The sequence below is a fragment of the Streptomyces sp. NPDC018045 genome (genome assembly GCF_044327445.1).
In the GTDB taxonomy this organism is placed as follows: Bacteria; Actinomycetota; Actinomycetes; order Streptomycetales; family Streptomycetaceae; genus Streptomyces.
In genome coordinates, this window is sequence record NZ_JBIRFL010000001.1 from 393,508 (window position 1) to 407,746 (window position 14,239).

Annotated in this window: 13 protein-coding genes; 5 read left to right on the forward strand and 8 right to left on the reverse strand. The window is 75.5% G+C overall.

Translation table 11 applies throughout. The annotated features are described in order from the left end of the window. Positions 1-127: 127 nt before the first annotated feature. From ACH4EB_RS01600 to ACH4EB_RS01620, 5 genes are all read right to left on the reverse strand, one after another. The gene (locus ACH4EB_RS01600) at positions 128-490 is read right to left on the reverse strand and encodes a hypothetical protein (RefSeq protein WP_398345219.1); all 363 of its coding nucleotides are present in this window, start codon (positions 488-490) and stop codon (positions 128-130) included. A 204-nt stretch (positions 491-694) separates the two neighbouring features. After that, entirely contained in the window at positions 695-1,273 is a 579-nt protein-coding gene (locus ACH4EB_RS01605; RefSeq protein WP_398345220.1) for a hypothetical protein, read from the reverse strand. Beyond that, a complete protein-coding gene (locus ACH4EB_RS01610; RefSeq protein ID WP_398345722.1) occupies positions 1,270-2,814 on the reverse strand; it encodes a sensor histidine kinase in 1,545 nt (514 codons plus the stop codon). The genes ACH4EB_RS01605 and ACH4EB_RS01610 overlap by 4 nt, the downstream gene beginning before the upstream one ends. Positions 2,815-3,035: 221 nt before the next feature. Beyond that, positions 3,036-3,872, reverse strand: a complete 837-nt coding sequence (locus tag ACH4EB_RS01615; RefSeq protein ID WP_398345221.1) for a response regulator — start codon at positions 3,870-3,872, stop codon at positions 3,036-3,038. Positions 3,873-4,184: 312 nt separating this feature from the next. Then, positions 4,185-5,726: an AMP-binding protein gene (locus ACH4EB_RS01620; protein WP_398345222.1), complete on the reverse strand. Its 1,542-nt coding sequence runs from the start codon at positions 5,724-5,726 to the stop codon at positions 4,185-4,187. Positions 5,727-6,115: 389 nt separating this feature from the next. Between ACH4EB_RS01620 and ACH4EB_RS01625 the strand changes: the two genes are divergently transcribed. Continuing rightward, positions 6,116-6,589 carry a hypothetical protein gene (locus ACH4EB_RS01625; RefSeq protein ID WP_398345223.1) on the forward strand — a complete coding sequence of 158 codons (474 nt, stop codon included), beginning with the start codon at positions 6,116-6,118 and terminating at the stop codon, positions 6,587-6,589. 81 nt (positions 6,590-6,670) lie between these two features. On the opposite strand, the gene ACH4EB_RS01630 is transcribed toward ACH4EB_RS01625, so the two are convergent. Beyond that, positions 6,671-7,582 (reverse strand): Gfo/Idh/MocA family protein, encoded by a 912-nt coding sequence (locus ACH4EB_RS01630; RefSeq protein WP_398345224.1) that lies wholly within the window; start codon positions 7,580-7,582, stop codon positions 6,671-6,673. Positions 7,583-7,754: 172 nt separating this feature from the next. Between ACH4EB_RS01630 and ACH4EB_RS01635 the strand changes: the two genes are divergently transcribed. Both ACH4EB_RS01635 and ACH4EB_RS01640 read left to right on the forward strand, forming a co-directional pair. Further along, positions 7,755-8,405, forward strand: a complete 651-nt coding sequence (locus tag ACH4EB_RS01635; protein ID WP_398345225.1) for a rhomboid-like protein — start codon at positions 7,755-7,757, stop codon at positions 8,403-8,405. 303 nt (positions 8,406-8,708) lie between these two features. Continuing rightward, positions 8,709-9,323 (forward strand): winged helix-turn-helix domain-containing protein, encoded by a 615-nt coding sequence (locus ACH4EB_RS01640; protein ID WP_398345226.1) that lies wholly within the window; start codon positions 8,709-8,711, stop codon positions 9,321-9,323. 3 nt (positions 9,324-9,326) lie between these two features. Here ACH4EB_RS01640 and ACH4EB_RS01645 read toward each other — a convergent pair whose 3' ends face one another. After that, complete coding sequence (locus ACH4EB_RS01645; protein WP_398345227.1) at positions 9,327-10,277, reverse strand: lysophospholipid acyltransferase family protein; 951 nt, start codon at positions 10,275-10,277, stop codon at positions 9,327-9,329. Further along, the gene (locus ACH4EB_RS01650) at positions 10,274-11,152 is read right to left on the reverse strand and encodes a GNAT family N-acetyltransferase (protein ID WP_398345228.1); all 879 of its coding nucleotides are present in this window, start codon (positions 11,150-11,152) and stop codon (positions 10,274-10,276) included. The genes ACH4EB_RS01645 and ACH4EB_RS01650 overlap by 4 nt, the downstream gene beginning before the upstream one ends. Positions 11,153-11,704: 552 nt before the next feature. Between ACH4EB_RS01650 and ACH4EB_RS01655 the strand changes: the two genes are divergently transcribed. Next, positions 11,705-11,950, forward strand: a complete 246-nt coding sequence (locus ACH4EB_RS01655) for a DUF397 domain-containing protein (protein ID WP_361143235.1) — start codon at positions 11,705-11,707, stop codon at positions 11,948-11,950. A gap of 148 nt (positions 11,951-12,098) precedes the next feature. Continuing rightward, positions 12,099-14,075: a hypothetical protein gene (locus ACH4EB_RS01660; protein ID WP_398345229.1), complete on the forward strand. Its 1,977-nt coding sequence runs from the start codon at positions 12,099-12,101 to the stop codon at positions 14,073-14,075. The last annotated feature ends 164 nt before the right edge of the window (positions 14,076-14,239 follow it).

Here is a 14,239-nt window from a genome sequence, read left to right on the forward strand (position 1 = left end):
TGTGGCCCCTCCCGGGCGGGCCGGGAGGGGCCGGTCAGGTCAGGAGTGCGGCAGTCGCTGGGCCGTGGTCAGGGTCGGTGGGAGTCGTCGCTCGTGTTCACGCGCAGGCGGCGCGTCGCCTGCCGGGTCAGCGGGCGTTCTCGGTGATCAGGGAGCGGACCAGGCGGCAGGTCGTGTTGGAGGGCGGGTGCACTCCGATACGGGCCGCTGTCGTGCGGATGGTGCGGTTGCGGGCCCGCTCCGGGGTGTAGACACCGCCGTCGAGCAGGGCTATCGCCAGGCGCATGGCCTTCAGGCGGCGGTTGTGGGACTCGTACCACTCGCGCGGGAGACCGGCGGGCAGCGGCTTCTTGACCATCGGCGTGTGGCGGGCCACCCGGCGGCGCGCGGCGGTCTTTCCGTACGCGGTCTTCGCGGCCTTCGCAGCCTTCGCGGACGTCGTGGTCTTCTTCGGGATCGCGGTGTTCGTGGACAGTGTGGCTACGGCCATCGGCAACCTCCTGGGACAGCGGAGACGCAGTCCTGGACTGCTTCCTTACTGCCTCCGATTTTAGTGCCCACCACTGACAAAGCCGCCTGGTCAGGGAGTACTTCGGGGGTGGGTGACGGGGCGTACGCCAGGGGGCCCAGGGGGCGCTGGAGCTGTTCGGGGCGAGGGTGGGGGCGGGGCCCGGGAGGCGTCCGGGGCGGCTGCCTAGGAGGCGTCCGGGCCGGTGGCCGGCAGGGCGATTCCGTTGCTGGAACAGCGCACCGTCCAGGGGCGGTCCCGGCTCATCGGCTCGTACATCCGCACGTCCACCTGAGTGGCGGGGCGGCCGCCGGGGATGTCGGCGTGGGCGGCGGTGCACGCGATCTGGTGGGTGGCCGCCGCCTCCAGCCGGGCCACCGGCGTCGGTAGGTGGACGTTGACCGCGCCGGTCGCGGGGACGGCGGTGAGCCGGCCGGGCATCGGCGGTACGACGCTGACCAGCCCCCGCGCCCGTTCGGCCTCGGTGGGTCCCTTCACCAGCAGGTCCAGGGCCTCCTGGGGGCCGACCGGGCCGTCGGCCGGGCGGGCGGCGGCGTGGACGCCGAGGGGCGAGAGGAAGAAGATCCGGGCGGTGTAGGTGTGGGTGCCCGGCTGGCGGACGCCCTGTGCGGGTGCGCCTGCCTGTACGTAGCCGGTGGGGGCGATGCCGCAGCCGGTGAGGAAGAGGGCGAGGACGAGGAGGGTCGCGGCGAAGAGGGCCAGGTACGAGGCCGTGGCCGGCGCCGCTCGGGTCGGGCTCCTCATGGGCGGTCCTCGGGGGCGGGTGGGGCGGGTGGGGGTGTCAGCGGCAGCTCCACCGTGAACACCGCTCCCCCGCCCGGCGCGTTGGCCACGCGCAGGGTGCCGCCGTGCAGCCGTACGTTCTCCATCGCGATGGCCAGGCCCAGGCCGCTGCCGCTGGAGCGGGCACGGGCGGCGTCGGCCTTGTAGAAGCGGTCGAAGACGTGCGGGAGGGCCTCCGGGTCGATGCCGGGCCCTTGGTCGGCCACGTCGATACGGAGCCGTCCCGCCGTCGCGTACGCCGTCAGCCGTACGGGAGCGCCGCCGTGCCGCAGCGCGTTGCCGACCAGGTTGGCCACGACCACGTCGATCCGGCGCGGGTCGAGGCGGGTGCGCAGGCCCTCGGGGAGGGTGGTCTCGACCTGGTCCTGCCAGCCGCGCAACTGGAGCGTCTTGCGCAGGGCGACGGCGACGTCGATCTCGTCGAGGAGCAGGGCGGCGGCGCCCGCGTCGAAGCGCGAGACCTCCATCAGGTCCTCCACCATGCGGGCCAGCTTGGTGGTCTCGTCGCTGATCAGGCGTACGGCGTCGGCGGTGTCCGGGTCCAGCCGGGCGGCGTCCTCGTCGAGGACCTCGGTGACGGCGGCCATGGCGGCCAGCGGGGTGCGCAGTTCGTGGGAGACGTCGGCGGCGAAGCGCCGGGCGTTGGCCTCCATGCGGCGCAGCTCGGCATCGTCCTTCTCCAGGGCGCGGGCCATCTCGTTGAAGGTGACGGTGAGGTCGGCGAGTTCGTCGCGGCCGGTCACCGGCGAGCGGGTGTCCAGTTCGCCGGAGGTGATGCGTTCGGCGGCCTCGCGCAGTCGGCGGACCGGCCGCAGTACGCGGCGCGCGGCGAACAGCGCCGGGACGACGGCCAGCGCGAGCGCGGGCACCGCGCCGGCCTGGGCGGCGGTGACCAGGGCGGAGATGTCGGCCTGCTCGTCGTCGAGGGCGAACTCCGCGTAGACGATGAGGCCGGAGGGTTTGGTTTTACCGGGTGGGGAGGGTGAGGAAGACGTGGGGGACGAGGGGTGAGGAGAGTTGGTGTCGGAGGGGACTGGTGTGCCGGGTGTGCCGGTCGCCCCGGACCTCTGCCCCTCGGCGCCCGGGTCGGTGAAGTCCACCGGCATACCGATCGCCAGCCAGGGCACGCCGCCCCGCTCGACGCGTTGGAAGATGGGCGCGTGGTGCCGGCGTACGGCGGCGCGCAGGCCGTCGGTGACCGCGCTCCCGCGCTCTCGCCCCGGCGCATGGCTCTCCGCCACCCCCGGCGCGCCGCCGCTCGCGCGCCCCGCCCCTCCCCCGGCCCCGCGCCCCGTCTGCCCGCCCTCCGTCTGTCCCGTCTGCCCCGCCCGTCCCGCCTGCCCGTCCTCGCCGCGCCACGGCTCGGGGAGCACCGGCCCGCTCTCGTACTGCGCGTAGGTGTGCCAGTTGCGGGCCCCGCCGGCCCGGTCGAGCTGGACGACCAGGTTCTGCAGATCCTCGGGCCGCGGCGGGAAGGACAGGTCGGGGCCGAGGGATTCCATCTGGGAGCGCAGGTCGTGCACGGCGGTGTTCTGCGTGCGGGCCAGTATGGCCGTACGGGCCTGCCGGAAGGTGAGGGTCGCGGTGATCAGCGCGCTGAGCGCGGACACGACGAGGAAGCCGACGACGAGGCGGGTGCGCAGCCCGCGCAGCCTGGTGTACGCGGCGGTCAGCCACTCCCCGCCCCGCCCCGGCGCGGCCCCCCGCCGGGGCCACCCCGTGCTCACAGCGGCCCGAACCGGTAACCGAACCCCCGTACCGTCTGTACGTATGCGGGCGCCCGCGAATCGTCCTCGATCTTGGAGCGCAGCCGCATCACGCACGCGTCCACCAGGCGCACGTCCCCGTAGAAGCTGTGCTCCCAGACCTGTTCGAGGAGCTGCTGGCGGCTGAAGACCTGGCCGGGGGAATCGGACAGGAAGAGCAGCAGCTTCAGTTCGGAGGGGGCGAGGACGACTTCGCGGCCGTTCTTGGTGACCAGGAGCGCCGCGCGGTCGATGGTCAGCGCGCCGAAGGACGTCAGGGACGTGCGGGAGGAGGGCCCGGACGAGAAGGCGGACGGCGCGGCGTCGGCCTGCGCGCCGTCGGACGCGCCCGCTCCCGCGCCACCGGTCGCGCCCGTCGGCAGCGCCTGGCTCCCCGGCCCGCCCCCGTACGCCCCTCCGTGCGCGCCCCCGTACCCGTCCCCGTCCGGGTCCCCCACCACCCGCCGCAGCACCGCCCGCATCCGTGCCTGGAGCACCTCTCCGCCGGCGGGCTTGACCACGTAGTCGTCCGCGCCGGCCTCCAGCCCCACCACCATGTCGATGTCGTCGCCGCGCGCGGACAGGATGATGATCGGGATCTGCTGTGTCTCGCGGATGCGGCGGCACACCTCCAGGCCGCTCATGCCGGGCAGCATCAGGTCCAGCAGCACCAGCTCCGGCCGGAAGCGTTCCAGTGCGAGGAGTCCGGTCTCGCCGCTGGCCGCCGTCTCGACCTCGTGTCCGCGGCGGCGCAGCGCGAGATGGACGCCCTTGCGTACGGCGGGATCGTCCTCGATGAGCAGCACACGGGTCATGGGGCGGTGTTCTCCGAAGCGGTGGCCGGGCGGACGCTCGTCGAAAGCGTACGGCGGGGACGGGGGCTGACCATGGTGCGTGGCGTTCGTGACGTCGTGTCGCGCATTGTGTGAGGAAACGATGACGGTCCCGGTACGGCGGCGGCCCGGCCCCACGGCCTCCGGCCATCGCCCCGCCCCGCCGGGCCCGCACCGCTCCTCCTGCCGCGTCACCGGTTCCACAGCTCCACCGGCCCTACCGCACCACCGGCTCCACGGCTCCACCGCCCCGCTCCCCTCAGCGCCCCGGCTTCCCCTACTCCTCCGCCGGCCCTACCCCTCCACCAGCTCCGCCTTCAGCCGCTTCTTGTCCGGCTTGCCGACGGAGGTGAGCGGGATGGTGTCCACCTGGTGCACGCCGCTCGGCGCGTACATCGCGCCCTTGTGCGCCACCACGAAGTCGGTGATCGCGCCGGGGTCGATGGTGCGCCCCGGCGCGGGGACGACAGCGGCGTGCACCTCCTCCACCGCGTCGGCGGTGCGTACGCCGAAGACCGCGCAGTGCGCGACGTCCGGGTGGGTGTGCAGCAGGTCCTCCAGCTCGGCCGGGTAGACGTGCCCGCCCACCACGATGACCATCTCCTTGACCCGGTCCATCAGGTAGAGGTAGCCGGCGTCGTCCAGGTAGCCGACGTCGCCGGTGCGGACCCAGCCGTCGCGGATGACCTGTGCGGTCAGTTCGGGCTTCTTCCAGTAGCCGGTCATCATGCCCTCGGAGCGGACGTACACCTCGCCGCTGGTGTCCGGCGGGAGGCGGCGGTCGTCCTCGTCGCGGATCTCGATCTCCACGCCGGGTACGGGGCGGCCGACGGTGATCTGGCCGCCCTGCCCGGTCCGGCCGTGCTCCTCCGGGCTCATCTCGGTGAGCAGCAGGGCTTCGGACTGTCCGTACCAGCCGTAGAGGACCGGACCGAGGACGTCGAGGCCCTGCCGCAGGCGGGACGGGGAGGCCGGGCAGCCGCCGTAGGTGATGCGGGTGAGGCTGCTGAGGTCGGTGGTGGGCAGGTCGGGGTGGTCGAACAATTGGTAGAGGAGGGGCGGCAGTAGCCACATGTGGGTGATGCGTTCGCGGGCGACGGCGGCGAGGACCGCACCGGGGTCGTACCCGTCCTGGAGGACGACACTGCCGCCGGCGGCCAGCGTCATGTCGGACATCTGGCCGGCCAGGTGGGCGAGCGAGGTGCAGGCGAGCAGGCGGGGCGGGTCGCCGGCGGCTGCGAGGCGGTAGGCGACGGCCTTCGCGTAGGGGCCGTGCGCCATCTGGATGCCCTTGGGGATGCCGGTCGTGCCGCCCGTGTAGCGGACGCACCAGTCGTCGTCGGGGCGGACCGCGCTCTCGATCGTACGGCCCGAGGGGCGGGCGGCGGCCGCGGCGGTCAGGTCCTCGGCGTCCAGGCCGCTGCCGCCGGGGCCGAGGAGCAGCACGTCCGGTGCGGCGCCGTCGAGGTGGGAGAGGAGTTCCGCGGCGGGTGCGGCCGATTCCGGGCCGACGAGGAGCAGGACGGTCTCGGCGCTCTCCACGACGCGCGCCTGGGTTTCCGGGGCCTGCCCCTCGTACAGCAGCACGATCCTGGCGCCCAGCAGGTTGACCGCGTACCGGGCGGACAGTGCCTCCGGCCGGTTGCCGGACAGCATCGAGACGGTGTGGCCGTGCCCGATGCCGCGGCCGGCCAGTTCCGCCGCCGTGCGGTGGACGCTGTCGTGAAACTCGGCGGCGGTGATGTCCCGTCCGTCGGAGGTGGTCAGGACGCGGCGTTCCGGATGGTCCGCCAGTTCCCTGAGGATGTTTTCGACGTAACTCGTGAACGTTGTCAAGAGCTGCGCCTCCTTGTCGTACAGCGCACAGGCGCGCGGCGCGGAGTGCGTGCGGATGGGGAGCGCGAAGGGCGCGAGCACGACGTTAAGCGGGATCTCCCATGCATTCCAAGACCGATTTCGGCATGTGGCGATACCCGATAGGACAAAAGAGGCCGTTTCCCCGAGGCCGAAGAGGCCGAGCCCCGTCGCCAGGCGTTGTCATACCTTCGGCCCTTTCTTTCTCCCCCGTTACGCCGAGGAAAGGAGCACACCCGCCGATTAGCGTGGACGGCTCATTACGCCATGACGCCCTCACCGTGAAGTGCCGGTGCACCGCCGGCACCACCCGCCATTACGCCGCCCGCCACTCGGCCGCCCGCGCCGCGTCGCCGGAGAACGGAGATTCCATGCGGTCCAACATGCTGTTCGGAGGCGTGTACGGAACGGTGCTCGCCAGTGCGCTGCTGGCCGCTCTGCAGAGCGAGGGGGCGCCGTTCACGCCGGTGTACGACGCGCTGTGGGTGCTGGTCACGGCCGCCACCGCCGCGCTCGCGCACGGCTACGCCCATCACATGTCCACCCATCGCGGCCACCGCGCGGGCCACCGCTGGTACGCGCTCGGGCACCGGCTGCTCGACGAGTGGCCGCTGGTCGTGGCCTCGCTGCCCACGGTGGTGCTGCTGCTGGCCGCCGGGAACGGGGACTGGCCCGAAGGGCCCACCACGGCGGCCGGTCTGACGCTCAACGCCACGCTGCTGTTCGGCTGGGGCACGGCCGCCGCGCTGCGGATGGGCTACCGCAGGCGCGGGGCCGTGTTCATCGGGGTGGCCGATGCCGCGCTCGGGCTACTGATCGCGGTGGCGAACGCGCTGATCAAGTAGGGATCGCATGCGGCGAGGCACGTGCGGCACGTACCGGGCGCCGGTCACCCGCCTCCCTGGTCAGGCGAGGGCCGCGGACCCCTAGCCGCCCGCTCCCCCGCCGTCTTCGAACGACGCCTCCGCCGCCGCCAGCACCTCCGTCACCCGCAGCCCGAACCGGGCGTCGCAGGGGTGCCGTTCACCTCCGCGTACGGCCGTGAGCAGCGCGTCCACCGCGCGCTCGTACGCCACTTCCGGACCGTCCCGGCGGCTCGGGAGCGAGGTGGTGCCCGAGGTGCCGTACAGCGTGACGGACACCCCGGAGGCCGCGCGCGGCGCGGTCAGGCTGACCGTCGCCGAGCTCGCCGCGCCGCCCGCGTGCCGCAGCGTGAGCAGCACGGTGTCGCCGGGCCCGCGGGCGGCCGTGACGTGCTCCGCGTCCCCGAGGACGGGCAGCAGGAGGGACAGTGCGTGCGGGCCGACGTCCCACAGGGCGCCCTTCTCGCGCCGCCAGGGGGACGCCGCGTACGGGCTGTCGCTGTCGGCCGCGAAGACCGAGCCGAGCCAGTCGGCGTGCGCGGTGAACCAGCCGCCGGCCGCGGCCGCCCGGTCGACCCACTCCCCCTCCGCGACGCCGAAGCGCGCGGTGAAGAACACGACGGAGGCGATGCCCGCCCGGTCGGCCGCGTCGGCCACCGCGCGGGCCTCGGTGACGGTGGTGGCGACGGGCTTGTCCAGGAGGAGGTGCCGGCCGGCTTCGGCGGCCCGTACGGCGAGGTCCGCCTGGACGGACGGCGGGAGCGCGACGGCGAGGGCGTCGGTGTCGGCGAACAGGTCCTCGGGGGTCGCGTACGGGCGGGTGCCGTGACTCTCGGCCAGCGCCACGGCGGCTTCCGGGCGGCGTCCCCAGACGCCCGTGAAGCGGACGCCGGGGTGGGCGGCGAGGGCGGGGGCGTGGACGCGCTGCGCCCAGGGGCCGGTGCCGAGGAGTCCGATGCGCAAGGTCGTCGTCATGACCGCCAGTGTGCCCCGCGCCGCAAGGGCGCCTCCGTAACGGCGGGGCGCCTCGCGGAGCCGAGGTGTCTCCGCGCCGCCGACGCGTTGCGTGAGCGCCGGTCGGAGCGGTGCGGCGCCGACCGCGCGCTGGCCCGGCCGGTACGGTCCGCCGCCGGGGATGATGGACAGCATGAAAGCGCCATCCGCCTACGCTCCCTGGCTCACCCCGCTGTACGTCGGCGCCGTCCAGCTCGGCGCGTACGCCACCGCGCGGCTGCCCGCGCAGGAGCGCGCCGAGTTGCTGCGCGCGCACTCCACCAACGTCCACAACCTGCGGGCGGGCCGCTGGCGGACGCTGGCGACCAGTGCCGTGTTCGTCGAGAGCCCGCTGCCCGTGCCGTACGGGCTGGCGCTGCTCGCGGCGCTCGGCACGGCGGAGGCGGCGTGGGGCACCCGGCGCGCCGCCGGGATGTTCGCCGCCGGGCACATCGGCGCCAGCATGCTCGTCTACGGCGGGCTGCGGGCGGCCCGCGCGCTGTCCCACAAGGCGGTCACGCCCGACACCGAGCGGGCCGTGGACGTGGGCGCGAGCTACGGCTTCTACGCCACGGTGGGCGCGCTCGCCGTCTCCGTACCGCACCCCGGCGCGCGGGCGGCGGCCTCGGCGGGGGTGCTGGCGATGGGGGTGAGTCCGGTCCTGCGCCGGCGGCCGGACTTCACGGACGCGGGGCATCTGACGGCGCTGCTGCTGGGCATGGGCACGGGGGCCGCCTTCAAGCTCCGCCACCGCGACCGGCATCGTGGCCGGCACCGCGGCCGAAACGGCGTCCGGCACCCGTGAACACCCCGCCGGGCCGCCCGCTCCGCCGACCGTCGCGTGCCGGTCCGCAGCCCATGTGAAGGACAGATCAACGGCTGTCTGGTTGAATGGGGGCATGGCCAGCCTTACCGACACCGCGACAGGTCGCAGCGACCTGGAGCCCTTCTGGCCGTCCCGGCAGGGACATCACTTCGACCGTCTGTGTTGCCGCGCGCACTGAGCGCGGGCCCGCACACGCCTCACCGACGCCTTCCAGCGCGTCCCCAGCCCTGCCCGCGCGCACGACGTCCACCGACGCCCCTCTGCGCGAAAGAGCTGACGATCATGACGAACGTCCGTACCCTGCCTGCCCCTTCCGCCTCCGCCCCCGTCTCCACGTCCGCGACGGCCACCGCCTCCCCCGCCCCCGCCGTGCCCGGCAGGCAGCGACAGCGCCTGCGTGCCGTGGCGCCCGACGAGCTGCCGCCGGTCGCCGACCTGCTCGCCTCCGGCGCGACCTGGCTCCCCGCGCCACAGCACAGCCTGCCCGCACTCCCGGGGCAGCCGGCGATGGTCGGCTACCTCGTACTCGTCCCGGCGGAGCAGGTGCCGGCGACCGTCCCCGCGCCGCCCGGAGCGGCCGGGGGGCCCGCCGCCCCGGCCACGACCGGTGACGCGAACGTACGCATCGACCCCGAGCGGCGCACCGTGCACGTCCACGGCCGGCAGCTCGACCTGACGTATCTGGAGTTCGAGCTGCTCGCCCATCTCGTGGCGCACCCGCACCGGGTGCACACCCGCGACCAGTTGGTGACCACGGTGTGGGGGTACGGGCACGTCGGCGACGGCCGTACGGTCGATGTGCATGTCGCCCGGCTGCGCCGCAAGCTGGGCGCGGGGCTGCGGTCGTCGATCGTGACCGTACGGCGCGTCGGCTACAAGTACGTACCGAGCGTCTGACCGTCAGGAACGGGCTCCTCCGCCCTGCCACGTGGTCAGCAGCCCGGCCTCGGGGCGGCCGGGGCGGCGGCCGGACGCGTGCGGCCGGACCGGTTCCCCCGCGGTCCCGGTGACGGCCGCGCGGGCGAGGTCCGCCAGCGCGCGCCGGTCGGTCCCGGGCCGTGGCGGCAGCGGCGGGTGCACGGTGACGCGGACCGTCAGACCGCGCGCGCCCACCACCCGCCGTACGGAGGACAGGAATTCCTCGTCGCCGAGGAAGCCCGCGACCGTACTGGGCAGGCCCTCCTGCTCGTACGCGATGGTCACCGGCCGTACGGGGGCGCCCGCGTCCAGCGCCGCCTGGAAGGTGGCCCGGCGGAAGGCGCCGTACGCCACCGAGCACCAGGTGGTGGCCTGCGGGAACGCCGCCACCGACCGCCCGGAGCGCAGCAGGTCCGTCAAGGCGGCCACGGTGGCGGGCAGTTGGCGCGGGCTGTCCCGGTCGATGAAACGGGTCCCGGCGCGGCGGGCGAGGGCGCCGACCAGCGGCCAGCCGCCGACCTCGCGCTTGGCGAGCAGGGTCACCGGCTCCACGGCGAGGAGGGCGGGGATGTCCAGCCAGGAGATGTGGTTGGCGACGACGAGGGTGCCGAGGCGGGGCACGGCCGGGGAGCCGATCGGCCGGGCGGCCGGGAAACCCGCCGGGGCTTGCGGCGGGCGCGCCGGTGGGACCGTGAGCCCAACCGTGTCCCCCGGCGTCTCGACGACGAGCCGTACGCCGATCGCGCCGAGCACCGCGCGCGCGTGCGCCCGCAGCCGCGCCGGTTCGGCCATCCGCTCGCCGTCCCGCAGCGCGCGGCCCGCGGCGCGCACGAAGGCGGCGCAGCGCCGGGCGGTCTCCGTGACCGGGGCCCGTGGCACGGCGTGCGCGGCACAGCCCGTCGTGCACTCGGACCGTACCTCCCAGGTGCTCACGCCCGGCTCCCGGCCGCCGTGTCCCGCCGCGGGGCGCCCGGTCCGGCCGGCCGGTCGCCCAGGAAGAACCGGCGGTGCCGGTCGTTGAGGCGCTCCATGTCCAGGACCACGAAGAAGTCGGCCACGTCGAACTCCGGGTCGTGCGCGGGCGGTCCGCACACCCACGCGCCGATCCGCAGATAGCCGCGGAGCAGCGGCGGCAGCAGCGACGGGTCCGGCCGCGCGTCCGGCCCCGGCCCGGCGGGCCGCCACGGCCGGTGCGGGGTGACGCGCAGTCCGGGCGGCGCGGCGTGCCGGGTGCGGCCCAGTTCCCAGGCGGCGGCCGCGGCCGTGCCGCCGTCCCCCAGTGGTACGGAGGCGCAGCCCGCCAGGTAGCGGTGCCCGGAGAGCAGGGTGTAGCGGGCCAGCGCGGCCCACATCAGGTTGATGACGGCGCCGCCGCGGTGGCCGGGGTGGACGCAGGAACGTCCCGCCTCGATGAGGGAGGGGCGCAGCGCGGCCAGCGCCGTCAGGTCGAACTCGCCGTCGGAGTAGAGGCGGTCGCCGCGTCCCGGCGGCACCAGCCGGTAGGTGCCGACCACGTCGCCGGTCGCGGTCTCGGTGACGATCAGGTGGTCCGCGAGGGCGTCCACGGGGTCGATGTCGTGGCCCGCCAGGGGCGAGTGCAGGGTGGCGCCCATCTCCTCGCCGAAGACCTGGTGGCGCAGGCGCTGGGCGGCGCGTATCCGCTCCGGTGTGCCGGTGATCGAGGTCTCGTACGCGGCGGGGGTGCCCGGCTCGGGGGCCGGGGCGGTGCCGGGTGTGCCGGGGGTGCCGCCCGGAGGCGTGGCGGTGGCGGCTGGTGTGGTGGCGGACACGGTCGCGGGGACACTCATGGGGCTCTCCGTCCGGGGAGTCGAGACGTGGTGAGGCCGGCAGGGGTCGCGGATACGGGAAGGGGGGAGGGCCGGGGCACCGGGCCCGGTGGCGTGCGGCGTCCACCGGCCGCGGCCGCCCTGAACGGTGGGTCCGGGCCCCTCGGTGGCGGAGCCCGGTGACCTGGTCTTCGCCACCCGGCAGACTGTTCCCGGGCCCGGCGTCCGGGCGCGTGAAGCGCAGGGAGCGTACGGATGAGGGTCCGCCGAACACTGGTGGCCGGAGCCCGCGGGTCCGGGCGCGCCGTCGTCCCGGTCGGCCTCGTCGCGCCACCGGGCGCGCCGCCGCCGAGCACGCCTCTCCCTCTTCGGGACGCTCCAACTGCCGCTGTCCGACGACGACTAGCGCCGGGACCCGGCGGCGCTCGCCCACCTGGGCCGGCGGCTGGACCCACCCGCCTCCCGGGAGCCCGTAGCACACCTCGTGGGAACGCTGGAAAGCTCGTCCGGCCACCGCGTACGCTGACGATCCGTACGTAGCCCCGTACGGACCGCGAGCGAGGAGTTCACCGTATGAGTGCCGCAGCAGACAAGGAGTGGCTCTACGCCCTCGACATCTCCGGCGCCACCTGGCAGCGCGCGCCCGGTGAGTCCGAGGAGGCGGTGGAGATCGCCTTCCTGGAGCAGGGCGCGGTGGCCATGCGCAATTCCAAGGAGCCGGACGTGGTGCTGCGGTACACCGAAGCGGAGTGGCGCGCCTTCGTCCTGGGCGCCCGGGACGGCGAGTTCGACCTCGACCGCGCGCAGCGCCCGGAGTAGCGCGCGAAAGTCCATGGCGGTACGGCGGCGGCCCGTTCCGGCGGGCCGCCGCCGTCGTGCCGGAGCCGGTGGGACGGGGCGCGCCGTAGCACGTGGGGGCGCGCGCCGCGCGAGGTGACCATCCCAGGATTCACTCGTTTCACCGAACGTGGAGCAGCAGCAGGCAACAGCCCCCCGTCCGGACCACCCCCGCCCCGGTGCCGCCCCGGCCGCCTTCATCGGCGTCGGCCAGGCCGAGGCCGCCCTCGTCGAGCACTACCCGCGGTTGACGCGCCTCGCCTACCTGGTCCTGCCGCCCACGCTGGGGCGCAACCGGCGCGTTCTGACCGCGCATTCGCTCGTCCAGCGCGCCCTGCCGCGCAAGGACACCCCGGTGCGGCCCCTCGTCCCGTCGGCCCGGCGCCGCCCCGGCCACCCGGCCACCGACCCCGGCTACGCGTGGGTACGACTGCGGGTGCTGCGCGCGGCCCTGGCGGCCGAACGGCCTCGGGTGCGCCTGCCGTTGACGCGCCGCGAGGTGCCCGTACCCCCGCTGCCGCCGCTGCTGCCGCAGGTCTGGGGCCTGCGGCTGTTCCCCCGGTCCGGCGGGGTGGACGAACTCGTCCTGGACCGGGCCCTGTCGGCGCTGTCCGCCCCGGCCCGCGCGGCGTACGTGCTGCGCGCGCTGGAGGGCCTGGGCGACGCGGACGTACGGGCGGTCCTGGAGGCGGCCGGGGCCGAGGACGTGCCGGGCGCGCTCGCCGCGGCGGCCGGTGCGGCACCGGCGGCGGGCGGCCGGGACCGGTCGCTGCTGGAATCCGCCGAGTTCGATCCCTGCTCCCTCCAGGTCCGGCCCACCGACCTGCTGCGGCGCCGCCGGTACGCGCGCACGGTGCTCGCGGCGGGGGCGGCGGTGCTGGTGTGCGGTGCGCTGCCGGGCGGCGGTCGGGGCCCCGATGGCGCCGCGGCTCCCCCGTACGCCGAGAACGCGGCAGCGCGGGCCGCCCTGGACCCCGCCGAGGTGACGCGGGCCGCCGCCGGTGCGTGGCGGAACGCGACGCGGCGGGGCCTGTCGGCCTGGCCCGCCCGTGGAGACCGTACGCACGACCGGGCGCTGCTGCGGCGCGCACTGGCCGTGTGGGCCAGGCCCGGCCCGGACGTGCGGGTCTCGGCGACGCCGGGCACCGCGCAGGGCCCCGCGGCCGGTCCGCCACAGCTCCTCTACGCGGGCGTGGCGGACCGTGCCACGGTGGTGCTGCTGTACGACGGCCTGCGCGTGGTGCGGTACGCGGAGCCGGCCGACGCCTCCGACGGGCAGGGCGGCGCGGCGCTGGACTTCGCCCGTACGGACGGCGCGGACGACACCTCCGCCCCGGCCCTGGTGCTCAGCCGCGCGGACGGCAACGTCCGCTATCTGACCGCCCCGTGGGTCGGGCACGCCGGGCTGACCGACCTGCTCAGGCCCGCCGAAGCGGCCCGGCCGCTGCCCCTCGGCGACGACGGTACGACCGGCCCCGTGCCGACGCCCGCGCAGGCCACCGCCTGCGCGGCCTGGCAGGCCCTGCGGCTGGACGGCCACCTCTTCACCGACCTCGGCGAACTGCTCCCGGCCCATCTGACGTCGGGCGCCCCGGAGCGGCCCGGCGAGCCGGACGGGGCACCGGCGCGCGCGGTCTGGGCGCGCACGGCGTGCCATCTCGGCGGGCTGCGCGGCCAGGGTGTCCGCGCGGTCAACTCCTGGGAGTTCGCGCAGCAGCCACTGCCCGCCGGGGGCGGAACCGCGACGTGGGTGTGCACGCGCGCCGAGACCTGGCGGGGCGCGGGCAGCCGGACGTTCGCGCAGGCCCAGATGCCGCCGGCGGGCGGGCGGCGGTACGCGCCGGGCGTGGTGGTGGCGCGTTCGGCGGACGGCCCGGGGTGTGGCCCGCGGGAGCCGTGGGCGCTGGCCGGGGTGCTGTGGAAGGCGCCCGGCGGGCAGTGGTGGCTGGTGGCCGCGGGCAGCGGACAGCTCACGGAGATCAGCGCGAGCGGCGGGCTCACGGGCCGCGCGGCGGGCTCCCGGCTCGCCGTACCGGCCACGGCGGGCGCCCGGGCGGAACTGTCGGGGCGGCTGCGCAGCGGGGAGCGGGTGGCGGGGCTGCGGTAGCGCCGGGGACGGAGGGGGTGGGGCTCCGGCAACAGCGGGGGCGGGGTCACGGTGGTGCGGAGCACGAGGGTGACGGGTTCGCGGTAGCGGCAGGGTGCGGGAGGGGCGACGGAAAATCCCGGTGCGAGACCTGTTGCCGATCCCGTACCCGCCAGTACATTGAC